23 protein-coding genes are annotated in these 23,020 nt (G+C 68.3%); 12 read left to right on the forward strand and 11 right to left on the reverse strand.

The window, feature by feature from the left end; translation table 11 throughout:
• Both QN345_RS02800 and QN345_RS02805 read left to right on the forward strand, forming a co-directional pair.
• On the forward strand, positions 1-350 hold a 350-nt coding region (locus tag QN345_RS02800; protein WP_323508439.1), incomplete at its 5' end, for an anti-sigma factor.
• 20 nt (positions 351-370) lie between these two features.
• Positions 371-1,258, forward strand: coding sequence for an aminodeoxychorismate lyase (locus QN345_RS02805; RefSeq protein ID WP_322137223.1), 888 nt, complete (start codon positions 371-373; stop codon positions 1,256-1,258).
• A 30-nt stretch (positions 1,259-1,288) separates the two neighbouring features.
• Here the strand turns inward: QN345_RS02805 and pstB are convergent, their stop codons facing one another.
• The 8 genes from pstB to QN345_RS02845 all read right to left on the reverse strand — a co-directional run bounded on the left by pstB (position 1,289) and on the right by QN345_RS02845 (position 10,328).
• Positions 1,289-2,068 carry a phosphate ABC transporter ATP-binding protein PstB gene (gene pstB / locus QN345_RS02810; RefSeq protein WP_134450011.1) on the reverse strand — a complete coding sequence of 260 codons (780 nt, stop codon included), beginning with the start codon at positions 2,066-2,068 and terminating at the stop codon, positions 1,289-1,291.
• A gap of 37 nt (positions 2,069-2,105) precedes the next feature.
• On the reverse strand, positions 2,106-3,206 hold the full coding sequence (gene pstA, locus QN345_RS02815; protein ID WP_322137224.1) for a phosphate ABC transporter permease PstA: 1,101 nt from the start codon (positions 3,204-3,206) through the stop codon (positions 2,106-2,108).
• The gene (pstC, locus tag QN345_RS02820; protein ID WP_134450013.1) at positions 3,206-4,150 is read right to left on the reverse strand and encodes a phosphate ABC transporter permease subunit PstC; all 945 of its coding nucleotides are present in this window, start codon (positions 4,148-4,150) and stop codon (positions 3,206-3,208) included. The genes pstA and pstC overlap by 1 nt, the downstream gene beginning before the upstream one ends.
• 162 nt (positions 4,151-4,312) lie before the next feature.
• Positions 4,313-5,410, reverse strand: coding sequence for a phosphate ABC transporter substrate-binding protein PstS (gene pstS, locus QN345_RS02825; protein WP_322140978.1), 1,098 nt, complete (start codon positions 5,408-5,410; stop codon positions 4,313-4,315).
• A gap of 158 nt (positions 5,411-5,568) precedes the next feature.
• Positions 5,569-6,519, reverse strand: a complete 951-nt coding sequence (locus QN345_RS02830) for an NUDIX hydrolase (protein WP_322137226.1) — start codon at positions 6,517-6,519, stop codon at positions 5,569-5,571.
• Complete coding sequence (locus QN345_RS02835) at positions 6,516-8,690, reverse strand: RNA degradosome polyphosphate kinase (protein ID WP_322137227.1); 2,175 nt, start codon at positions 8,688-8,690, stop codon at positions 6,516-6,518. The genes QN345_RS02830 and QN345_RS02835 overlap by 4 nt, the downstream gene beginning before the upstream one ends.
• A 56-nt stretch (positions 8,691-8,746) precedes the next feature.
• Positions 8,747-9,661 carry a mycothiol synthase gene (gene mshD, locus QN345_RS02840; protein WP_322140977.1) on the reverse strand — a complete coding sequence of 305 codons (915 nt, stop codon included), beginning with the start codon at positions 9,659-9,661 and terminating at the stop codon, positions 8,747-8,749.
• Positions 9,636-10,328 carry a winged helix-turn-helix transcriptional regulator gene (locus tag QN345_RS02845; protein WP_241975327.1) on the reverse strand — a complete coding sequence of 231 codons (693 nt, stop codon included), beginning with the start codon at positions 10,326-10,328 and terminating at the stop codon, positions 9,636-9,638. The genes mshD and QN345_RS02845 overlap by 26 nt, the downstream gene beginning before the upstream one ends.
• A gap of 83 nt (positions 10,329-10,411) precedes the next feature.
• Here QN345_RS02845 and QN345_RS02850 point away from each other — a divergent pair, with 83 nt between their 5' ends.
• The 4 genes from QN345_RS02850 (at position 10,412) to QN345_RS02865 (ending at position 13,568) form a co-directional block, all read left to right on the forward strand.
• Positions 10,412-10,675 (forward strand): hypothetical protein, encoded by a 264-nt coding sequence (locus QN345_RS02850; protein ID WP_323508440.1) that lies wholly within the window; start codon positions 10,412-10,414, stop codon positions 10,673-10,675.
• Positions 10,676-10,866: 191 nt separating this feature from the next.
• Positions 10,867-11,526, forward strand: a complete 660-nt coding sequence (locus QN345_RS02855; protein WP_134450019.1) for an FABP family protein — start codon at positions 10,867-10,869, stop codon at positions 11,524-11,526.
• Between the two features lie 67 nt (positions 11,527-11,593).
• Positions 11,594-12,775, forward strand: a complete 1,182-nt coding sequence (locus tag QN345_RS02860) for a folate-binding protein (protein WP_322140976.1) — start codon at positions 11,594-11,596, stop codon at positions 12,773-12,775.
• A gap of 46 nt (positions 12,776-12,821) precedes the next feature.
• On the forward strand, positions 12,822-13,568 hold the full coding sequence (locus tag QN345_RS02865) for a phosphoglyceromutase (RefSeq protein WP_322137229.1): 747 nt from the start codon (positions 12,822-12,824) through the stop codon (positions 13,566-13,568).
• A gap of 110 nt (positions 13,569-13,678) precedes the next feature.
• Here the strand turns inward: QN345_RS02865 and phoU are convergent, their stop codons facing one another.
• Positions 13,679-14,341 (reverse strand): phosphate signaling complex protein PhoU, encoded by a 663-nt coding sequence (gene phoU / locus QN345_RS02870; RefSeq protein WP_134450022.1) that lies wholly within the window; start codon positions 14,339-14,341, stop codon positions 13,679-13,681.
• Positions 14,342-14,521: 180 nt separating this feature from the next.
• Here phoU and QN345_RS02875 point away from each other — a divergent pair, with 180 nt between their 5' ends.
• Both QN345_RS02875 and QN345_RS02880 read left to right on the forward strand, forming a co-directional pair.
• Complete coding sequence (locus QN345_RS02875) at positions 14,522-15,676, forward strand: sensor histidine kinase (RefSeq protein ID WP_322137230.1); 1,155 nt, start codon at positions 14,522-14,524, stop codon at positions 15,674-15,676.
• Positions 15,673-16,353, forward strand: coding sequence for a response regulator transcription factor (locus QN345_RS02880; protein ID WP_134450024.1), 681 nt, complete (start codon positions 15,673-15,675; stop codon positions 16,351-16,353). The genes QN345_RS02875 and QN345_RS02880 overlap by 4 nt, the downstream gene beginning before the upstream one ends.
• 129 nt (positions 16,354-16,482) lie before the next feature.
• Here the strand turns inward: QN345_RS02880 and QN345_RS02885 are convergent, their stop codons facing one another.
• Positions 16,483-16,962, reverse strand: a complete 480-nt coding sequence (locus tag QN345_RS02885; protein ID WP_134450025.1) for a hypothetical protein — start codon at positions 16,960-16,962, stop codon at positions 16,483-16,485.
• Positions 16,963-17,140: 178 nt separating this feature from the next.
• Here QN345_RS02885 and QN345_RS02890 point away from each other — a divergent pair, with 178 nt between their 5' ends.
• The 4 genes from QN345_RS02890 (at position 17,141) to rlmB (ending at position 21,516) form a co-directional block, all read left to right on the forward strand.
• Positions 17,141-17,623 carry a CarD family transcriptional regulator gene (locus QN345_RS02890; protein ID WP_035879449.1) on the forward strand — a complete coding sequence of 161 codons (483 nt, stop codon included), beginning with the start codon at positions 17,141-17,143 and terminating at the stop codon, positions 17,621-17,623.
• A 127-nt stretch (positions 17,624-17,750) separates the two neighbouring features.
• Complete coding sequence (ispD, locus tag QN345_RS02895) at positions 17,751-19,010, forward strand: 2-C-methyl-D-erythritol 4-phosphate cytidylyltransferase (RefSeq protein WP_322140975.1); 1,260 nt, start codon at positions 17,751-17,753, stop codon at positions 19,008-19,010.
• Positions 19,007-20,422: a cysteine--tRNA ligase gene (gene cysS, locus QN345_RS02900; protein ID WP_134558856.1), complete on the forward strand. Its 1,416-nt coding sequence runs from the start codon at positions 19,007-19,009 to the stop codon at positions 20,420-20,422. The genes ispD and cysS overlap by 4 nt, the downstream gene beginning before the upstream one ends.
• Positions 20,422-21,516: a 23S rRNA (guanosine(2251)-2'-O)-methyltransferase RlmB gene (gene rlmB / locus QN345_RS02905; protein WP_134450028.1), complete on the forward strand. Its 1,095-nt coding sequence runs from the start codon at positions 20,422-20,424 to the stop codon at positions 21,514-21,516. The genes cysS and rlmB overlap by 1 nt, the downstream gene beginning before the upstream one ends.
• A gap of 76 nt (positions 21,517-21,592) precedes the next feature.
• Here rlmB and QN345_RS02910 read toward each other — a convergent pair whose 3' ends face one another.
• Entirely contained in the window at positions 21,593-22,915 is a 1,323-nt protein-coding gene (locus tag QN345_RS02910; RefSeq protein ID WP_134450029.1) for a DUF4032 domain-containing protein, read from the reverse strand.
• Between the last annotated feature and the right edge of the window lie 105 nt (positions 22,916-23,020).

The following is a 23,020-nucleotide window of genomic DNA, read 5'->3' on the forward strand; positions in this document are numbered from 1 at the left end:
CCCTCGCCCAGCTCAACGCGGCACCCGACGTGCAGCGCGCCTCGGCGACGACCGCGGACGGCCACCAGGCCACCCTGGTCTGGTCCGATACAAGCAGCCTTTCGGCGCTCGTCGTCGACGGCCTGCCTGCGCTTTCCGGCGACAAGGACTACCAGCTCTGGTACATCGGAGCCGGGGGAGCGGTCTCGGCCGGTCTCCTCGACACGAGCGTCAGCGCGAGCGGCGGAACCGCCTGGCGGGTCCTCGACGGCAGCCTCACCTCAGGCGACACGATCGGCATGACCGTGGAACCCAAGGGCGGCTCGAAGCAACCCACCACGACGCCGATCGTGGCCATCCAGAGTTCCTGATCCGCAACTAGGCTCGGGGCATGACGCTGCCATTCACCCTTCTGATCGACCCGGTGCCCGCCGATTCCGCCCAGGCGGACTTTGCGGGCACCTTCCACGAGATGGATTCGGCCGCTCCGGCTCTCCGGGTGGGGGAGCTGAGCACCCAGCGCGGTGACGGCATCTTCGAGACGCTCAGCGTCGTCGACGGGCACCCGCAGGAGGTCGAGGCGCACATCTCCCGCCTGCGGCACTCGGCTGAGATCTGCGACCTCCCGGTGCCGAACCCGGCGCAGTGGCGAGAGGCCATCGCCTACGCGGTGGCGCGGGTTCCGCACGACGGCGAGCTCGCCCTCAAGTTCGTACTCAGCCGCGGCGTCCAATCCGGGCCTGCACCGACCGCGTGGCTGCACGCGACCCGCGCGCCGGACCACTCCGCCGCGCGCGAGAACGGGGTGCGGGCGATCACCCTCGACCGTGGGTACCCGCGCGGGGTCGCCGAGGTCGCCCCGTGGCTGCTGATGGGTGCGAAGACACTCAGCTACGCGATCAACATGGCCGCCCTCCGCGAGGCGCGGCGCCGTGGGGCCGACGACACGATCTTCCTCACGCACGACGGCTACGTCATGGAGGGCCCGACGTCGAGCGTGGTCATCCGTTCGAACGGCGTCTACGTGACGCCGGCGCCGAGCGGTGCGATCCTGCACGGCACCACCCAGCAGAGACTCTTCGAGCACCTCAGGGAGCAGGGCGAACCGGTGGAGTACCGCGACATCACGGTCGCGGAGCTGCGGGCGGCGGATGCCGTCTGGCTGTTGTCGAGCATCCGCCTGGTCGTGGCCGTGACCGAACTCGACGGCCTGCCGCTCGCGACCGACCTGCCGCGCACCCGCGTCTTCAACGCGTACCTGCTCGGCCGCACCGACTAGACCGCCGAAGCGGTCGGGGCAGGCGCGGGTTTAGCCGAAGCGACCGGAGACGTAGTCCTCGGTCGCCTGCACCGACGGGTTGGAGAAGATCGTCGTGGTGTCGTTGTACTCGATGAGCTTGCCCGGCTTGCCGGTGCCTGCGATGTTGAAGAAGCCGGTGCGGTCGGAGACCCGGGATGCCTGCTGCATGTTGTGCGTGACGATCACGATCGTATATTCGGCCTTCATCTCCTCGATGAGGTCCTCGATCGCGAGGGTGGAGATCGGGTCGAGGGCCGAGCACGGCTCGTCCATCAGGATCACGTCGGGCTGCACGGCGATCGCACGGGCGATGCAGAGCCGCTGCTGCTGGCCGCCGGAGAGGCTCGAGCCTGGCTTGTCGAGGCGGTCCTTGACCTCGTTCCAGAGGTTGGCGCCCTGGAGGGACTTCTCGATGAGGGCATCCGCGTCCGACTTGGAGATGCGGCGGTTGTTGAGCTTCACGCCGGCGAGGACGTTGTCGCCGATCGACATGGTCGGGAACGGGTTCGGCCGCTGGAACACCATGCCGACCTGGCGGCGCACGAGTACCGGGTCGACGCCGGGGCCGTAGAGGTTGTTGCCGTCGATGAGCACCTCGCCCGTGACGTAGGCGCCCGGGATGACTTCGTGCATCCGGTTCAGGGTGCGGAGGAAGGTGGACTTACCGCACCCGCTCGGCCCGATCAGGGCGGTCACCGTGCGGGGCTCGATCGTCAGCGTGACGTTTTCGACAGCGAGGAACTTGCTGTAATAGACGTTGAGGTCGTTGACTTCAATGCGCTTGGACATGTGATCCTTCGAGTTGCGGCCAGCGGCCGGGTGGAGCCTAGCGGCCGAGCTTGGGGGAGAAGATTCTGGCGATGAGCCTCGCGAGGCCGTTCAGGAGCATGACGATGAGCACCAGGGTGAGTGCGCCGGCCCAGGCCCTGTCGAGATACGCCTGGGTGTCCGTGCCCTGGTTCGCGTACTGGGTGTACACGAACACCGGGAGGGTCATCATCCGCTGGCTGAACAGGTCGTAGTTCATGCTCGCCGTGAAGCCGGAGATGATCAGCAGCGGGGCCGTCTCGCCGATGACCCGGGAGATCGAGATCATGATTCCCGTGACGATGCCGGCGATCGAGGTCGGAAGCACCACCTTGAGAATGGTCAGCCACTTCGGCACGCCGAGGGCGTACGCGGCCTCGCGCAGCTCGTTCGGCACGAGTTTGAGCATTTCCTCGCTCGAGCGCACCACGACCGGGATCATCAGCACCGAGAGAGCGATGGCACCGCCGAAGCCGAAGCGGATGCCCGCATCCTGGAACAGCAGGGAGAAGAACGCGAAGGCGAACAGGCCTGCCACGATCGAGGGGATGCCGGTCATCACGTCCACGAAGAAGGTGATCGACTGGGCCAGCCGGCCGCGTCCGTACTCGGTGAGGTAGATAGCGGCGAGCAGGCCGATCGGCACCGAGATGAGCGTGGCGACGCCGGTGATCTCGAGGGTGCCCATGACGGCGTGCAGGGCGCCGCCGCCCGCGCCGACGACGTTGCGCTGCGACTCGGTGAAGAACGTCGGGGTGAGGAAGGCCGGCAGCCCGTTAACGACCGTCGTGAAGACCAGTGAGATCAACGGCAGCAGTGCGATCACGAAGGCGGCGGTGACGAGGGCGGTGACGAGGCGGTCCTTCGCCCGGCGCACGCCTTCGACGGCGTAGGAGAGCGCGTAGATGGCGACGCAGTAGAGCACTGTGCCGAAGAAGACCGTGCCGACGATGTTGAAGCCGGAAGTGGCCCCCGACAGCTGGAGCACCAGGAAGACCGCTCCGGTGACGATCCAGCTTGCCAGCAGGACGTAGAGCGTGGAGTTCCTGGGCAGCTTGCCGGCGGCGTATGCGTTGGCCTGGGGCGTGTTCGCGGCCCGGGTGGCGGTCGTGCTGCTCATCAGTTCGCTCCCGAAAAGGCCTTGCGGCGGTTGATGATGTAGCGGGCGATCATGTTGACCGCGAGGGTGATGACGAAGAGGATCAGGCCGGTGGCGAGGAGGATGTTCACGCCGACGCCGTGCGCCTCAGGAAAGTTCAGGGCGATGTTCGCGGCGATGGTCGTCGGGTTCTGCGAGGTCAGCAGTTGGAAGAGCACCGTCGGGCTCGGCGAGAGCACCATCGCGACCGCCATCGTCTCGCCGAGGGCGCGGCCGAGGCCGAGCATCGAGGCGGAGATGATACCGGAGCGGCCGAAGGGAAGCACCGCCATTGAGATCATCTCCCAGCGGGTGGCGCCGAGGGCGAGGGAGGCTTCCTCGTAGAGCACCGGGGTCTGCAGGAAGATCTCCCGGCAGAGTGCGGTGATGATCGGAAGCACCATCACCGCGAGCACGATGGCGACGGTGAGGATGGTGCGCCCGGTGCCGGAGACCGGTCCGGCGAAGAGCGGGAACCAGCCGAACCAGTCGACGAGGTTCGCGTAGAACGGCTGGACGAGCGGGGCCAGCACGCCGATGCCCCACAGGCCGAAGACCACGGACGGCACGGCGGCGAGGAGGTCGATGACGTAGCCGAGGCCCTGGGCGATCCGCCGGGGGGCGTAGTGCGAGATGAAGAGGGCGATGCCGATCGCGAGCGGGATCGCGATGATCATGGCCAGCAGTGCCGACCAGAGCGTGCCGAAGGCGAGCGGCCAGACGTAGGCCCAGAAGTTGGTGAAGCCGCCGCTGAAATCGGCGGGTGCCGCGACGAAGGCCGGCAGGCTCTGGACGAGCAGGAACCCGGCGACGGCGGCGAGAACGGCGAGGATCAGGCTGCCGGCGACGACGGTCGCCGTTGAGAAGATCACATCGCCGGGACGCTGGGGGGCGCGGATTCGATCGCGGGCAACTACGGAGGTCATGCCGGGCGTCTCCCTGAGGTTCGGGTGGTGGAGCGAAAACGATGCGCGGTCCGGGGGCCGTACACCCCAGTCTGCCCGGTCCGGGCCGCTGGTACGACGCGGGCCCTGGCCGGGCAGACTTCGGTGGAGCTGGTAGTGCGGGTGGTGCCGGTGAAACGGGTGTTACTTGACGGTCGCGAGAACCGCGGCGACCTTATCGGCCAGGTCGGTCGAGAGCGGCGCTGCGCCACCGGCGGATGCGGCGACCTTCTGGCCGTCAGCACTGGCCATGTACGTCACGTACGCCTTGACGAGCTCGCCCTGGGCGGGCTTGGCGTATTCGGTGCAGACGACCGCGTAGCTGACCAGCACGAGCGGGTAGTGCGTCGCGTCGGTCGTGGTGCGGTTGATCTTGATGGCGAGGTCGCTCGCGTCGCGGCCCGTGACGAGCGGGGACTCGGCGACGACGGCGGCCGCGGCTTCCGCGGTGTAACCGACGAAGGTGTCGCCGACCTTGATCTTCGCAACGCCGAGCTTGCCGGCCTTGGATGCGTCCGCATAGCCGATCGTGCCGACGCCGTTGGTCACGGCGTCAACGACACCGGAGGTGCCCTTGGCGCCTTCGCCGCCCTGGATCGGGAATGCGTCGGCTGCCTTGTCGGTCCACACGGTCGGTGCGGTCTGGAAGAGGTAGTCGGTGAAGTTCTTCGTGGTGCCCGAGTCGTCCGAGCGGTGCACGGCGGTGATCGCCGTTGCCGGAAGGGTCACGCCGGAGTTGAGCGCGGCGATGGCCGGGTCGTTCCAGGTCGTGATCTCGCCGCGGAAGATGTGCGCGAGGGTTGCGGAGTCGAGCTTGAGGTCCGTGACGCCGGCGACGTTGAAGATGACCGCGATCGGGGAGATGTAGACGGGCAGGTCGACGGCCTTGGCACCGGCGGCGCAGGACGCGAACGTTCCGGCGAGCTCGGTGTCGTTGAGCGAGGAGTCGCTGCCGGCGAAGTCGGAGCCGCCCGCGATGAAGGTGGAGCGGCCCGCGCCGGAGCCTGACGGGTCGTAGTTGACCGTGACGTTCGGGTTGGAGGTCTGGAACGCTGCGATCCAGGCTTCCTGGGCGGAGCCCTGGGCGGACGAGCCGGCGCCGGTGAGCGTTCCGGTCAAGGTGCTGGTCGTCGCTGCGGTGGTGCTCGAGCCGGTTCCGGCTTCGTTGGAGGCACACGAGGACAGTGCGAGAGCGGCGGCGACGGCGATGACTGCGGGTCGGCCAAAACGCTTGAGATTCACGAATTTTCCCTTTCGAGGGTTGACAGCAGTGAAACTGACTGCAGGGCGGGGCCGGTGCTGGCCCCGGTCAGACGATAATCCGACGGCTTAACGACACCCCCTCCGGAAGATGAACGGAAGGTTAACGTGAACGGGCTGTTCGGCGGGCCGGCGGGCCCTCAGACGCTCGGTCGGTATGTCTCGATGCCGAGGATCCCGGCGCTCGGGTTCTCGCGGGACAGGTGCACGACGGAGAACGATCCGATGTCGAGGTGGGAAGCCTCCTCGATGTACAGGCCGAAGGTGCTCCCCGTGGCGAGCGCGATCTCGTGCAGGATCTCGGGCAGCACCGGGCCGTGGCTGCAGATGACGGCGGTCTTGCGGGAGCGGATGCGCTTGCCGATGCCGGCGCGAACATCCGCTACGCCCTGTTCGAAGGCGTCCTGGCTGAAGAGCTCCGTGCGCTTGATCGGGATGCCGGTCGCGGCCGCGAGCGGGGCGACGGTCGTGATGCACCGGGTGGCCGTGCTCGAAACGATGCGGCGCGGGCGCCACGCACCCACGGTCGGCACGAGTTCGACGGCCTGGGCGACGCCGCGTTCGGTGAGGGGACGGGTGCTGTCCGGGCCGGCCCAGCTTGAACCGGTGACGGCCTTGCCGTGCCGGAGGGCGATGAGGGCGAAGGTCGTCGTCACGCCCCTGTCGACCAGTTCGGCGAAGGCGTCGATGATCTCGACGTCCTGCGCGTAGCTGAGGTAGCTGCGTGCCTTTTTGATCGTGACCCATTCGATCGCCGCGATCTCGCTGTTCGGCACGAAGGTCGAGCGCTGGATCTCCTCGGGGTGCACCTCGGCGGCCCAGTACTGCACGATCTTTTCCCTGCCGTTGCCGAGCGAGTACCGCGATTCGCCGAGCGGCACGCCCAGGGCGACCGCGAGTCCGGTTTCTTCCTCGATCTCCCGCACGGCCGTCTGCGGCAGCGTTTCGCCGGGGTCGACCTTCCCCTTGGGGATGGTGACGTCGCCGTAGACCGTGCGGTGCACGAGCAGGACGTTCATCTTGCCGTCGATCAGGCGCCAGCAGACCGCACCGGCAGCGTGGATCGCTCCGTTCGGGAGGACCGCACTCATCGGCGACCCGTCGGCCGAACGCGTCGGGAGATCTGCTGCATCAATCGGTCCTGCATATCGTCGAGCGGCTTTCCGGAGTCATCGAGGTGGTGGCGGGTCCATTCGCCGGTGTTGTCGAGCCACCAGGATGCCGTGCGGTCGTCCATGGCGCGGTTGAACAGCCCATCGATCTCCGTGAGGTGATCGGGGTCGACGAGGCGCACGAGGGCCTCGACGCGTCGGTCGAGGTTGCGGTGCATCATGTCGGCGCTGCCGATGTACACCTGGGTGTCCCCGCCGTTGTGGAAGGAGAAGATCCGGGAGTGCTCGAGGTAGCGGCCGAGGATCGACCGCACCTTGATCGTCTCGCTGACCCCGGGGAGGCCCGGCGTGAGGCTGCAGATGCCACGCACCCAGACCTCGACGGGGACCCTGGCCTGGCTGGCCCGGTAGAGCGCGTCGATGATGGCCTCGTCGACCATCGAGTTGACCTTGATGCGGATGCCGGAGGGCTTGCCGTCGAGGGCGGCCTGCGTCTCCAGGTTGATCGCCTTCAACAGCCCGCGACGCAGGTGCAGGGGTGCGACGAGAAGCCGCTTGAACTTCTTCTCGATCGCGTACCCGGAGAGCTCGTTGAACAGGCGGGTCAGGTCCTTGCCGACCTGGGGGTCCGCGGTCAGCAGGCCGAGGTCCTCGTAGAGCCTGCTGGTCTTCGGGTTGTAGTTACCGGTGCCGATGTGGCTGTAGTGCCGCAGCACGCCGTTCTCGTTGCGCACGACGAGGGCGAGCTTGCAGTGCGTCTTGAGGCCGACGAGGCCGTAGACGACGTGCACGCCGGACTTCTCGAGCTTGCGTGCCCAGGAGATGTTGGCCTGCTCGTCGAAGCGGGCCTTGATTTCGACGAGGGCGAGCACCTGCTTGCCGGATTCGGCGGCAGCGATGAGAGCCTCGACGATCGGGCTGTCGCCGGAGGTGCGGTACAGGGTCTGCTTGATCGCGAGAACGTCCGGGTCGGCGGCCGCCTGCTCGAGGAATGCCTGCACACTCGTCGCGAAGGACTCGTACGGGTGGTGCAGCAGGATGTCGCGGCGCGCGATCGAGCTGAAGATATCGGGCTCGGCGTTCGGCTCTGGCGCGAGGAGCTGAACGGCCGTGGTCGGGACATGCTTGACGTAGCGCAGGTCCGGGCGGTCGACGCGCAGGTCGAACAGCCCGCCGAGGTCGAGCGGAGCGGGCAGCCGGTACACCTCCTGCTCGGTGACGTCGAGTTCGCGCACGAGCAGGCCGAGGGTGACCTCGTCCATGTCCTCGGTGATCTCGAGGCGGATGGGCGGGCCGAACCGGCGACGGAGCAGTTCCTTCTCGAGGGCCTTGATCAGGTTCTCGGTCTCGTCTTCCTCGATCTCGACGTCCTCGTTCCTGGTGACCCGGAAGACGTGGTGTTCGAGGATGTCCATGCCGGGGAACAGGTCGCCGAGGTGGTTGGCGATCAGGTCCTCGAGCATGATGAATCGCACGTTGTCGAAGCCTTCGCGGCGGTCGACCCGCACGAAGCGCGGCAGCATGGTCGGCACCTTGAGCCTCGCGAACTCCTGCTTGCCGGTCTTCGAGTTGCGTACCCGGACGGCGAGGTTGAGGGAGAGGCCGGAGATGTAGGGAAACGGATGCACCGGGTCGACCGCGAGGGGCATCAGCACCGGGAAGATCTGGTTGGAGAAGTAGTCGCGGAGCGAGCGGTGGTCGGCCTCGTCGAGGCTGTCCCAGGTGGCGATGTGGATGCCGGCGGCCATCATGGCCGGGCTGACGAGGTCCTGGAAGGCGCGGGCGTGCCGGTCCTGGAGCACATGCGCCATCGCCGAGATGTCGGAGAGGGCGTCCTGCGGTGCGGTACCGATGTTGGTCGGCACGGCGAGTCCGGTCAGGATGCGGCGTTTGAGTCCCGCGACGCGGACCATGAAGAACTCATCGAGGTTGCTCGAGAAGATGGCGAGGAAGTTCGCGCGCTCGAGAACCGGGAGCAGTGGGTCCTCGGCGAGTTCGAGCACCCTCTGGTTGAACGCGAGCCAGCTCAATTCCCGGTCGAGATACCGGTTGGTGGGGAGTTCCGGGTCGTCCTTGCCGGTCAGGGGATCGAAATCGTCATCGAAGTCGCTTCCGAGACCCGATTCGTCCTGAATGTTTTCGCCGTCCATGAGTCCATCCTGACACCGCAGGACCTGCCGGTGCGACGGTTCCGGGTGAACAGTGCCTATCGGGTTGGGCGGCGGTACTGGACGTCGACACTGCGATCGGTGAATCCGAGGGACCGATACAGCCGCACGGCGGGCACATTGTCGCCCTCGACGTAGAGCGTCGCGCTGGTCGCCCCGCGCCGGCGCAGACGCTCGAGTCCCGCGGTCATCAGCCGGCGTCCGAGGCCGTGCCCGCTCCACTCGGGGCTCACCCCCACCACGTAGATCTCACCCTCGGCTGCTCCCGGCTCGATCTTCAGCCAGTTGTAGCCGACCAGGGCGTCGCCGACGCGGGCGACGAGGAAGTCGCCCGCGTCGAACCAGGCCTCGTTCATGCGGTCGGCGAGGTCGGCCGCTGTGATGCCGCCCTGCTCGGGGTGGGTGGCGAAGGTCCGGGCGTTCAGGGCGATCCAGGCGTCGGCGTCGGCGGCGGGGTCGAATGCGGTGATCACGATCGCGTCGTTGGGCTCCACGATCGATGCCTCGGGTGTGATGGCGGATTCCGGGGGAGCGGACGATGCGTCGAGCGCCAGTTCCAGCTGGAGCAGTCGACGGACGGCGTCGAAGCCGAAGCGCCCGGCGAGGGCGCGGGCCGCCGGGTGATCGCCGTGCGCCCAGGCGGTCAGTCCGTCCGGCGCATCCACCGCGTACGCGGGATCGCCGAAGAGCTCGGTCAGGGCCGCGGTGGCGTGGCCGTGCCTGCGGGACCCGGGGTGCACGACGAGGTCGAGCTCACCAGAGCCGAGGACGAGGGCTCCGACGGCCGCGTCGCCGTCGCGAAGCAGAAAGGGAGTGCGGCGCCCGGCCGCGAGATCGAGGGTGGCCTGCTCGTTGAGCGGGGCATACCCGTCGACGCGTTCGGCGGCATCCGTCACCGCGGCCCAGGAGAGCGCGAAGGCGCTGTCGTCAGGCCCGTGCGACGGACTGATCACGCACGGCCTCTGGTTCCTGCACATTGAAGCGGTATCCGACGTTGCGCACGGTGCCGATCAGGGATTCCTGGTCGCCGAGCTTGGCGCGAAGGCGGCGGACGTGCACGTCGACCGTGCGGGTACCGCCGAAGTAGTCGTAGCCCCAGACCTCGCTGAGCAGCTGCTCACGCGTGAAGACCCGGGAGGGATGGGCCGCGAGGAAGCGGAGCAGCTCGAATTCCTTGTACGTGAGGTCGAGCGGTCGGCCGTAGACCTTCGCGGAATAGCTCGCCTCGTCGATGACGACACCGGCGGCGCGGATCAGCGCGGACTCCTCGGCCCGCGGCGTGCGGCCGGCGGCGAGGCGGATGCGGGCGTCGACCTCGGCGGGACCCGCCGTGTCGAGGATGACGTCGTCGATGCCCCAGCCGGGGCTGACCGCGGCGAGGCCGCCCTCGGTGATCACGAGCAGCAGCGGGACCTGGCTGCCCGTCGTCTGCATGATCTGGCACAGCGACTTGGCGGCCATCAGGTTGGTGCGGGCGTCGACGAGGATGACATCGGAGTCCGGGGCGGTGATGAGCTGGTCGGGCTGGGCCGGAATGACGCGGATTCCATGCGAGAGCAACGCCAGCGCCGGCAGGACCTCCCCGCCGACCGCGGAGGTCAGGATCAATAATTGCGCCACGCGGGCCCTCCAACCATTGTTGGCCAATCCTAGCGTGCAGCCACGTGCAGCCGATTGCTCCCCTGGCAGGGCACAATGGAAGAGTGAAGTGGCAGTGGAGAAGCGTCGGCCTGGTCTGGGCGTTCGCCGTGGTCTGTTCTGTGCTCACCGGGGCCCTCGCGGCGCCCGGTCGTTCCCTCGTGTGGATCGGCCTCTCCCTCGCGGGGTGCACCATCGGCACCCTCTCCATCCAGCTCGCGACCGGCCGAAAAGAGGGTTACGTGCACCGGGTCACGCTGAGCCTCGTCGGCGCGGTCCTCGTCCTCGCCGCCGCGACCGGAATCTTCGCGCTCGCCGGGCTTCTGTAACGAACTGGTAAAGCCGCGCCGGGTACCCGCGCGCAGGCGTTTCGGCTCTCGCCGGGAGCTAAGGTGGTGTCATGTCAATCCTCGCGCTCGAAATCTTCTTCCTGGGCCTCCTCGCGCTCGCGAGCCTGTCGATCGCCTGGGTCTCCGGCATCGTGTTGTTCAAGCTGTTCCGGGGGCAGCGGTAGCCCTCGATGTTCGAGCTCCCGACCCAGCTCCCGTCCGAACTCGTCCCACTCTCGTGGCTCCTCGGCGTCTGGGAGGGGTCAGGTGTCATCGACTATGCCCTGCCGGACGGTCATCGGGTCTCACGTGAGTTCGGCCAGCGGCTGAGCTTCAGCCACGACGGCCTCCCGCACCTGAACTACAGCTCATACACCTGGCTTGAAGCGGATGCCGCAGCGAGCGTCGACGACGACGCCGAGGCGGTCGACGGGGCCGCGTCCGGCTTCGTCGGGAAGACCCCGCTCATGACCGAGACAGGGTACTGGCGCCTGAGTCGCCCCCAGGGCGCCGGCGACCCAGGGCCCGGGCTGCTGCCGGCAGAGGGCGAGCACCCCTATACGACGGCGTCCGCCGTGGAGACGCTCCGCAATGCGGACGGCGGCTTCGACATCGACGTGACGCTCGTGCATCCCGGCGGTGCCGCCGAGATCTACCTCGGACAGGTCAAGGGGCCGCGGATCGACCTCGCGACCGACGCGGTGATGCGCACCCAGGGCGCGAAGGCGTACTCGGCCGCGACCCGGTTGTACGGTCTCGTCGACGGCCACCTGCTCTGGGCGTGGGACATCGCCGCCCTCGGCCAGAGCCTGCGCACGCACGCATCCGGCCGCCTCAAGCGGGTCGAATAATCCCGGCGGTTCCCGCGTTGTCCCCGATGTGCGCCTCCGCGTCACGCAAACCCCGGAAGAAGTCCTCATGACCCCGCCGACAGCATCCGCTTCAGTCCTGCTCGACCTGCCCGGCGCCGTGCAGGCGACCGGCCCCGATGCCGGCGTCGCCGCCCACTACGGCAACCCGATGATCGAACAGCGTCACCTGCTCGCCGGCGAGGCCATCGTCGACCTCTCCAATCGTGCGGTGCTCGGCGTCTCCGGCCCGGACCGGCTGACCTGGCTCAACTCGATCACGAGCCAGGAACTGCGCTTTCTGCAGCCGGGGGAGTCGGCCGAGACCCTCGTGCTCGACCCGACCGGGCACGTCGAGCACGCGGTGCGGCTCGTCGACGACGGCATGGAGGCGTGGCTCGTCGTCGAGGCCGCCGAACTGCCCGCACTGCTTACGTGGCTCGACCGGATGCGCTTCATGCTGCGGGTCGAACTGCGCGACCGCACCGATGAGTACGCCGTCATCGGCACGATGGGGAGCATCGGCGACCTCGCCGCGGCCTCGCCCGCGCTCGAACCCGCCGCGCCGAACGGAACCCCCCTCGTCTGGCACGACCCGTGGGCTGCCGTCGTCACCGGCGGCTTCCAGTACGCGGAAGACCCCGCGCATCCCGGCGCCGACTGGCACTGGACCGAGGCCCTCGTGCCCCGCACCGCGCTTCCCGCCGTGACCCTGGCCGTCCGCCGCGGCACCGTGCGCGCGGCCGGCCTGCTCGCCCTCGAGGCGCTCCGGATCGCGGCCTGGCGGCCACGCCGGGCGACAGAGGTCGACGACAGGACCCTCCCGCACGAACTCGACTGGTTGCGCAGCGCCGTGCACCTGAACAAGGGCTGCTACCGCGGCCAGGAGACCGTCGCGAAGGTGCACAACCTCGGGCACCCCCCGCGACGGCTCGTTCTTCTCCACCTCGACGGCTCCCAGGGCGTGCTGCCGGTGCACGGCGACGAAGTCCAGGCCGTCCGCCGGCTTCCCGACGGCGAAACGGAGCGTCGCGGCGTCGGCTCGATCACCTCGAGTGCTATCCACTACGAGCTCGGGCCGATCGCCCTCGCTGTCGTCAAACGCACCGTGCCTGCAACGGTCGTGCTCCAGGTGCTGAGCGAGGAGATCGCGGTCGCCGCGACCCAGCAGGTCATCGTTCCGCAGTCGGCCGGCTCGGTCGCCGAGATCCCCCGGCTGCCCCGGCTGGGCATCCGCACCCCCGGGCACTGACCCCCGGCCACCGACCACCGGCCCGGCTCTCGATAGAGTTGGAGGCATGTCATACAATCTCATCCTCCTTCGCCATGGCCAGAGCCTATGGAACCAAGAGAACCTCTTCACCGGTTGGGTAGACGTTCGCCTGAGCGAGCAGGGAGCTGCCGAGGCCAAGCGCGCCGGCGAGCTCCTCGCAGAGTCCGGCCTCCTGCCCGACGTCCTGCACACGTCACTCCTTAGCCGCGCCATCCAGACCGCGAACATCGCGCTCGAGGAAGCCGACCGCCTCTGGATCCCCGTGAAGCGCTCCTGGCGCCTCAACGAGCGCCACTACGGCGCCCTGCAGGGCCTCGACAAGGCGGAGACCCTCGCCAAGTTCGGCCCGGAGCAGTTCCAGCTCTGGCGCCGCTCCTTCGACGTGCCGCCGCCCGTGCTCGCCGACGATTCCCCCTGGTCCCAGGCGCACGACCCGCGCTACGCGGGCCTCGGCGAGGAGCTGCCCCGCACAGAGTGCCTGAGCGACGTCGTCGACCGGATGCTGCCCTACTGGGAGTCCGATATCGCGACGGACCTCCGTGCAGGCAAGACCGTTCTCGTCACCGCCCACGGCAACTCGCTGCGCGCCCTCGTGAAGCACCTCGACAACATCAGCGACGCGGACATCGCCGAGCTCAACATCCCGACCGGAATCCCGCTCGTCTACCGCCTCGACGAGAACCTCGTCCCGATCGGTCCAGGCCAGTACCTCGACCCCGAGGCCGCCGCCGCCGGTGCCGCGGCCGTCGCCGCCCAGGGCAGCAAGAAGTAGCACTCCCGCACCATTAGTCCGCTATCGACAGTCCCCACCGAAAACGGCCCCGGAAGCATTCGCTTCCGGGGCCGTTTCGGTTGTGCGGCGGTTCGAGTGGTGCGGGCGGACTACTGGACGCCGGTCGTGCTCTGCTGCCAGGCGCCCGTGCCGAGGTACTGGATCTTCTTGGCGATCGAGACGGCGTGGTCGGCGAAGCGCTCGTGATACCGGCTCGCGAGGGTCGAGTCGACCGTGTCGGCGGCCTCGCCCTTCCAGGTCTCCGCGAGGACGGCGTCGAAGACGCTCAGGTGCAGGGCGTCGACCTTGTCGTCTTCGTTGCGGATGACCTCGGCGAGCTTGACGTCCTGGGTGGTGAGCAACTCGGTGAGCATCGTCGAAATGGTCACGAGCAGGGCGCCCATCTCGCCGAAGGTGCCCCGCAGGCTCTGCGGAACGACCTTGTCGGGGAAGCGGTAGCGGGCGAGCTGCGCGATGTGGGTGGAGAGGTCGCCCATCCGCTCGAGGGACGAACTGATCCGGAGGGCGCTCACCACGATGCGCAGGTCGCGGGCGACCGGCTGCTGGCGCGCCAGGATCGTGATGGCGAGTTCGTCGAGCTCGATGGTGAGTTCGTCGATCTTGTCGTCTTCGCTGATGGCCTCTTCGGCGAGGTTGACGTCGGACTCGTTGAAAGCCCTGGTCGACTTCGCGATCGAGATGCCGACGAGACGGGAGATCTCGACGAGGCGGTCCTGAACCTCGGCGAGCTCCTGCTGGAATACTTCACGCATACGTCTGTGTTCCTTCCTGGGCGCGCGATACGCGCAGAAACGTGGAAACCACCTGGCCCCCAGCGAATCTTTGTCGACAGAGGTTAACGGCAGGTGCCGGAGTGTTGAATACTACCTAAAGTAGCCGCCCAGCGGCCCGGCACGGTTCGTTCCGCTTTTTTGTGTCAGTAATCTGGTGGAATGGAATCATCGTGGCTCGTGCTGGTGTCTCTGGCACTGGGCCTCATGGTCGGTGCCGGGTTCATCAGCCTGCTCCAGATCGCGGAACGCCACGGCCGTCGCGCCTCCGAGGTGGTCAACCCGGCCGTGCCGGACGGCATCGACCAGGTCCTCGACGCACTTGACACCGCGGCCGTCGTGCTCGACCCCTCCAACAATGTGATGAAGACATCCCCGGCCGCCGTGTCGATGGGGATGGTCTGGAACCGGCAGATCGTGCACCCGGAACTCCTCGAGCTCGCCGGTAAGGTGCGGCGCTCCGGGGAACCGATCGCCGAAGACCTGATCCTCTCCCGCGGGCCGTTCGGCGACGCGAGCATGCGGGTGCGCGTGCGCCTGGCCACGCTCGGCACCCGCTACGTGCTGCTGCTCGCCGAAGACCGCACGGAGGCCTTCCGCCTCGACGAGGTGCGCCGCGACTTCGTGGCCAACATCAGCCACGAACTCAAGACCCCGATCGCCGCCGTCGGCCTGCTCGCCGAGGCGCTCAACCAGGCCGCCGACGAGCCGGTGCAGGTGCGCAGGTTCGCCAGCAGGCTCACGACGGAGTCCGGGCGCCTGACCCGGCTGACGCAGGAGATCATCGAGCTCTCCCGGCTCCAGGCACAGGACTCCCTGTCCGAGCCGGAAGACCTCCCGATCGACGACGTCGTCGCGGCTGCCGTCGACCAGAGCAGGGTCGTTGCGGATGCCGCACGCATCACGCTCGCCGTCGGCCAGCCCTCCGGTGCCCTCGTCACGGGCGATGAACGCCTCCTCGTGATGGCCGTGCACAACCTGGTCGCCAACGCGGTGCACTACTCCGCTGAGGGATCCCGGGTGGGTGTGGGAGTGCGTCACCACGACGGCGTCGTCGAGGTGACGGTGACCGACCAGGGCGTCGGCATCCAGGAGGCCGACCTCGACCGCATCTTCGAACGATTCTTCCGGGTCGACCAGGCTAGGTCCCGTCACACCGGTGGAACGGGCCTCGGCCTCTCCATCGTGAAGCACATCGTGCAGATCCACGGCGGCGACATCCGCGTCTGGTCCCAACCGGGCAGCGGTTCGACGTTCACCATCCGGCTGCCTGAGGCGAGTCACATCGCCCTGGCCACAACAGGAGAGACCCCGTGACCCACATTCTTTTGGTTGAGGACGAACAAGCGCTGAGCGAGCCGTTGAGCTTCCTGCTCGAACGCGAAGGCTACGAGGTCACCGTCGCCGAGGACGGGCCGAGCGCCATCAGCGAATTCGACCGGATCGGACCCGACCTGATCCTGCTGGACCTGATGCTCCCCGGCATCCCCGGAACCGAAGTGTGCCGCGAGATCCGCACCCGCTCCCAGGTCCCGATCATCATGCTCACCGCGAAGGACTCCGAGGTCGACATCGTCGTCGGACTCGAACTCGGCGCGGACGACTACGTGACCAAGCCGTACTCGACCAGGGAACTGCTCGCGCGCATCCGTGCGGTGTCACGTAGGCGCACCGACCAGACCGAGGACGACGAGAACATGCTCACGGCGGGCACCGTCCGGATGGACATCGAACGCCACACGGTCGCAGTGAGCGGCACCGTAGTGAACATGCCGCTCAAGGAGTTCGAGCTTCTCGAGTTCCTGCTGCGGAACGCCGGCCGGGTGTTGACCCGCGGCCAACTGATCGACCGGGTCTGGGGCACCGACTACTTCGGCGACACAAAGACCCTCGACGTCCACATCAAGCGGATCCGCTCGCGCATCGAGGCGACGCCGTCAGAGCCGACCATGCTCGTCACCGTGCGTGGCCTCGGCTACCGCTTCGAGGCCTGACCCGGTCCGCTTCGACGCCGGACCCGGCCTAACTCGACCCGGTCTGGTTCGAACCGGTCTGGTTCGAACCGGTCGGGCTCGACCAGTTCCGGCCTGACCCGGTCTGGCCGGAACTGCGTCTGCCGGGCGCTACGGCGCCGTGGTCGGCAGCAGGGTCGAGTACTGGGGGAGCGTGCCGTCGAGTACCGGCGTGAGCAACTGGAGGCCGGTCTCGGTGCCGTACTGGAAGTAGACGGGGAACAGCGAGCCGAGCGGGGCGTCGATGTTCTCGAGCGTGATCACGGGGCCGCCGGTCGCACCGATCGCGGTGCTCGACTGCGGCTTCAGGGTGAGCTGCTGGGTGACCTTGCCGGTCGTGGCCGTGTACTGCACGGACAGGCTGTGCGCTGAATCGCTCGGGTTGACCACGGTGACGAGGAGGCTCCCGGTCTTTCCGTCCGTCGAGAGCACGATCGCGTTGCGGACCTGCAGGTCGCCGACGTTGCCGCTGACCCCGTCGCTCGCGTCGTAGTGTTTGGTCGTTGACTGCGGGGCCAGCAGGTTGCATCCACTGGTACCCAGCAGGATACCGGCCGTCAGCAACACGGACAGCAAGACTCGAGCCCTCACAAGACCTCCAACAGTTCGACGGTGCGCCTGAAGGCGCGAACGCCGCAGATTTCGCTTCGAGCCTAGCGTATCGGGGAGGCCGGCCTCGTGGCCCCGCCGGCCCATGCCCCGGTCAGGGTCGCAAACCCTACCACCCCTCGCTGTGGTATCCTAGACGTTGCTGAAGGGATATCCATACATGCTTTTTGAAGTAGGCGAAACCGTCGTTTATCCCCACCACGGTGCCGCGACAATCACGGAAGTGAAAACGCGGATCATCAAGGGTGAGGAAAAACTGTACCTGAAGCTCAACGTCACTCAGGGCGACCTCACCATCGAGGTTCCCGCCGAGAACGTCGACCTCGTCGGCGTGCGCGACGTGATCGGTCGTGAGGGCCTCGACAAGGTGTTCGAGGTGCTGCGCGCCCCGTTCACCGAGGAGCCAACCAACTGGTCCCGCCGGTACAAGGCCAACCTCGAAAAGCTCGCCTCCGGCGATGTCATCAAGGTGTCAGAGGTCGTTCGCGACCTGTGGCGCCGCGACCAGGACCGCGGCCTGTCCGCCGGTGAGAAGCGGATGCTCGCCAAGGCCCGTCAGATCCTGATCAGCGAGCTGGCCCTCGCCGAAAAGACCGACGAAGAGAAGGCCTCAACGGTCCTCGACGAGGTTCTGGCTTCCTGACCCACCCTGACTTTCTTCACACGCTGAAAGGCGGCGCCGCGAGGTGCCGCCTTTCGCACGTTCCGGTGTGAACGTTCCGGTGCGAACTATCCCGCAGCATCCGCCCTCCAACAGATAGCCTCCAGACATGACTGAATACGCAGCCCCCGCGGTCGCGGTCATCGTCGTCGCCGCGGGCAGTGGCGCCCGGCTCGGAGCGACGGAGCCGAAGGCGTTCGTCCTGCTCAGGGGCCGCACGCTCCTCGAGCGGGCGCTCGGTTCCGTGTTCGGAATGGTCGAACCCGCCCAGGTGATCGTCGTGGCGCCGGACAGTCACCTCTCGGAGGCCGGGGTGATCGCGGCATCCGCCGCCAGGGCTGCCGCGTCGTACGTCGACGTCGTGGTGGGCGGCCCCACCCGTGCCGACTCCGTCAACCGGGGCCTCGCCGTGCTGCGCCCGGGCGTCGAGACCGTCCTCGTGCACGATGCCGCCCGCGCCCTCACCCCCGCCGGACTGTGCGACGCCGTCGTCGCCGCTGTGCGGTCGACCGGGCACGGCATCGTCCCCGGTCTCGCCCTCGTCGACACCATCAAGCACGTCGACGCCGAGGGCACCATCCGCGCGACGGTCGACCGTTCGGCCCTCTCGGCCGTGCAGACGCCGCAGGGCTTTCCCCGGGGCGTGCTGCTCGCCGCCATGAGCGCCGCAGACCCCGCGAGCACCCCCACCGACGACGCCGAAATCGTCGCGGCCGCCGGACATCCGGTCGGGGTCATCCCCGGAGACCCGCTCGCGTTCAAGATCACGACCCCGTGGGACCTGCACCGGGCCGAGGCCCTCCTCGACGAGCGTGCCCGCACGGATGCCGCCGCGGTCGGCCAGCAGGCCGAGGCGCCGTCACCGCGGATCGGTTCGGGCCTCGACGTGCACGGGTACGACGATGCCGCGCCGCTCTGGCTCGCCGGCCTGCACTGGCGGGGGGAGCGCGGCCTCTCCGGGCACAGCGACGGCGACGCCGCCGTGCACGCCATCTGCGACGCGCTCTTGTCCGCGGCCGGCCTCGGCGACGTCGGCGGTGTCTTCGGCGTGGCCGACCCGCGTCTCGAAGGTGCGCACGGCGACGTGTTCCTCCGCGAAACCCTCCGCCGGGTCACCGCGGCCGGGTTCCGGGTCGGCAACGTCACCGTCCAGATCATCGGCAATCGCCCGAAGGTCGGCCCGCGCCGACTCGAGGCCGAGGAATACCTCAGCGGGATCCTGTCCGCGCCGGTCAGCGTGTCCGCAACGACGACGGACCGGCTCGGTTTCACCGGGCGCGGCGAGGGCATCGCGGCCGTCGCGACGGCCCTCATCGTGCCCCTCATCCCGCTGCCGGAAACCGGCCCTGTTCTAAGCTGGGACGTGTGACGATCCAACTGTACGATTCCCGGGCCCAGGCCTTGCGTGACTTCATCCCGACGACCCCCGGTGCGGTCGGAATCTACGTGTGCGGGCCGACCGTGCAGTCCTCTCCGCACATCGGCCACCTGCGCAGCGCCCTGGTCTACGACCAGCTTCGGCGCTGGCTCACCTACCGCGGCTTCGACGTCACGTTCATCCGCAATGTCACCGACATCGACGACAAGATCCTCGCCAACGCGGCAGGCACCGCAGAGCAGTGGTGGGCGCTCGCCTACCGCTACGAACTCGAGTTCACGGCCGGGTACCAGCGTCTCGGCATCCTCGCCCCCACGTACGAGCCACGTGCGACCGCGAGCATCCAGCAGATGCAGGACCTGATCACCCGACTGATCGACCGCGGCCACGCGTACCCGGCGGCCGACGGCTCCGGCGACGTCTACTTCGACACCAACAGCTGGGCGGAGTACGGGGCGCTCACCCGCCAGGGTCGCGGCGACATGGAAGCGGCGGCGGACGCCGACCCGCGTGGCAAGAACGACCCGCGCGACTTCGCCCTCTGGAAGGGTCACAAGGCCGACGAACCGGCCTCGGCGTCCTGGCCATCCCCCTGGGGACCAGGCCGGCCCGGCTGGCACATCGAGTGCTCCGCGATGGCGAGCCGCTACCTCGGCGCGGGCTTCGACATCCACGGCGGCGGCCTCGACCTGCGGTTCCCGCACCACGAGAACGAACTCGCCCAGTCAACGGCGGCCGGCGACGCGTTCGCGAAGTACTGGATGCACAACGGTCTCGTGCACGTGCACGGCCAGAAGATGTCCAAGTCCCTCGGCAACTCCGTCTTTGCTGCCGAGCTGCTCGATCAGGCCAGGGCCATCGTCGTGCGCTACTACCTCGGAGCCGCGCACTACCGCTCCACGATCGACTACACCGACCACTCCCTTGCCGAGGCCGAAGCCGCCCTCGAACGCATCGAGAGCTTCCTCGACAGGGCCGACCGCCGCCTCGCCGAGACGCGTTTCGCCTCGAGCGGCGTCGAGCTCGTCCCCGACGAGTTCGCGGTCGCCATGGACGACGACCTCGCCGTGCCCCAGGCCCTCGCCGTGTTGCACGAGACCGTGCGCACCGGCAACGCGGCGCTCGACGCCGAAGACTTGCGCGCCGCCGCCGCCGCCCGTGGCCAGGTGCTCGCCATGAGCGAGGTCCTCGGCATCAACCCCCTGTCGCCCGGCTGGGCCGTCGCGACGGACGAACCAGCCATGGTCGCACTCACCGCCCTCGTCGAGCGCCTGCTCTCCGACCGGGAGACCGCCAGGGAAAGCCGCGACTACAAGGCCGCAGACCGTATCCGGGACGAGCTCGTCGCCGCCGGAATTACCATCGAAGACACCCCCTCGGGTGCGCATTGGAGTTTTGACTGATGAAGAACACAGACCGCAAGGCTCGCACCGGGTCCGTGCGCAAGGGCAGCCGCGGCCCCCAGGTCGGCTCCGGCGGACAGGGCCGCCAGGCCCTCGAGGGTAAGAAGCCCACGCCCAAGGCCGAAGACCGTCCGTACCACCCCGCCGGGAAGCGCAAGGCCGCCCAGGACCGCTTCGCAGCGGCCGGCGGTGGCCGCAGCCGCCCCACGACGGGTTCGCAGGGCGGGCAGCGCTCCACCGCCAACTCCGGCGGCGGTGGCACCTCCACCCGCAAGGCGAAGTCGATCGACGAGCATGAGATCGTCACCGGGCGCAACTCGGTGCTCGAGGCCCTGCGCGCGAAGATCCCCGCGAGCACCCTGTACATCGCAACCCGCATTGAAATGGATGACCGGGTCAAGGAGGTCCTGACCCTCGCGACGGGCCGCGGCATCCCCGTGCTCGAAGTGATGCGCCCGGAACTCGACCGCCTCGCCGGCCGCGACGCCGTGCACCAGGGCCTCGCGCTCAAGGTGCCCGCGTACGAGTACGCGCACCCGATGGAGCTCCTCGAGCTCACGATCAGCCGCGGCTTCAAGCCGTTGTTCGTCGCCCTCGACGGCATCACCGATCCCCGCAACCTGGGCGCCATCATCCGTTCGACCGCGGCATTCGGCGGCCACGGCGTGATCGTGCCCCAGCGCCGGTCGGTCGGCGTCACGGCTTCCGCGTGGAAGACCTCCGCCGGTGCGGCGGCGCGCACGCCCGTCGCCATGGCGAGCAACCTCACCCAGACGCTCAAGTCGCTCAAGGAGGTCGGTGTGCTTGTGATCGGCCTCGACGGCGGCGGGGACACCTCGCTGCCCGAGCTCGGCCTCGGCTTCGCGGAGCGCCCGATCGTCGTCGTCGTCGGCAGCGAGGGCAAGGGCCTGTCGCGCCTCGTCACCGAAACCTGCGACGCGATCGTCTCGATCCCGATCAGCGCGAGCACCGAGTCCCTCAACGCCGGCATCGCCGCGAGCGTCACGCTTTACGAGATCTCCCGCCTGCGCGCGGCAGCGAAGGTCGCGAAGGCCGTCAAGCTCGCCGCCGCCAAGGCAGCCGCCACCGCCTGACCCGTCACCGGGTCAGGGTTCGCCATGACGGAGGATGCCGCGGACCGCGGCATCCGGACGTCGCCCGACCGGACGTTTAGACCTTGAGGCGCCAGTCCTGGGCGTCGTCAGCGCTGGTGTCGCCGGCGCCTGCGGCGACGTCGTCGTTCGTGACGTCGATCGGAAGCGTGATGGACCCGGTCGCGGGTTCGATCACGGTCGCCTCGTCGCGGCGGTGACGCAGGACATCCTGCACGTAGGACGTGACCGCTTCGGCGAGCGGGATGTCCCTGGACTGGTTCTGGGCCATGTACCAGCGGTGGTCGAGCAGCTGGTGGAACACCTCTGCCGGCTCGAGCTTGCCCTTGAGGTCGCGCGGAATCGCGCGGATGACGGGTTCGAAGACCCGGACGACCCACTCGTGGGCGAGGGCTTCTTCGTCGCTCGCCGGGTCGCCGTATGCGAGGCGATAGGCGTCGAGGTCGTTGAGCAGGCGCCGGGCCTGGTTCTCCTCGGCGTCGAGGCCGGTCAGCCGCAGCAGGCGGCGCTGGTGGTGCCCCGCGTCCACGACCTTGGGCTGGATGCGCACGGTCGAGCCTGTCGCATCAGTCTTGATGGCGAGTTCCTCGATGTCGAAGCCGAGGTCGTTCAGGCGCTCGACGCGTTCGGTGATGCGCCAGCGCTCGGAACTCGCGAAGGATTCGGAGCCGGTCAGCTCGGTCCAGAGCAGCCGGTAGGCGTTCACGATGCCGTTGCTGACCCGGATCGGGTCGAGTTCGTCAGCGGCGCGGCCGCCGGCCTCGAGGTCCATCAGTTCGCCGGCGATGTTGACCCTGGCGATCTCGAGGTCGTTCTCGCGCTGGCCCTTGGACAGGCCGCCCGGGTAGAGCTGCCCGGTCTCCGCGTCGACGAGATAGGCGGCGAAGGCGCCCGCGTCGCGGCGGAAGAGCGTGTTCGAGAGCGAGACGTCGCCCCAGAACAGGCCGGCCATGTGCACGCGCACGAGCAGGAGGGCGAGGGCGTCAACGAGGCGGGTCGCGGTCGTCGGTCGCAGCGTCTGCGAGTACAGGGCGCGGTAGGGGAGTGAGAACTTGAGGTGCCGGGTGACGAGGACCGAGTTCAGCGGCTCGCCGTCTTCGTTGGTGCGGTTCGTGATCACGGCGAGCGGCTCGACGCAGGGGATTTCGAGTCCCTGGAGGGTGCGGAGCATTTCGTACTCGCGCTTGGCCATCTCGCTCGTGGTTTCCTTGATCGCGACGACGCGACCGCTGAGGTGCGCGAACCGTACGAGGTGACGGGACAGGCCCTTCGGCAGGGCGGCGATGTTCTCGTTCGGCCAGGCATCCAGCGGCAGGTGCCAGGGCAGGTCGAGGAGGGCCGGGTCGGCCGTGGCCGAGGTGATATTGACAGAACCGCTCATGGATTGAGCCTACCGGTGCGGGTTGGCGGCCGGTGCCGGATGCCCCGCGGACAGGGGCTGTCCCGGGTCGAGGCATCCGCTTCACCGAGGCAATTGTGGCTCGTC

The organism is Cryobacterium sp. 10I1 (assembly GCF_035019805.1).
Taxonomy (GTDB): domain Bacteria; phylum Actinomycetota; class Actinomycetes; order Actinomycetales; family Microbacteriaceae; genus Cryobacterium; species Cryobacterium glucosi.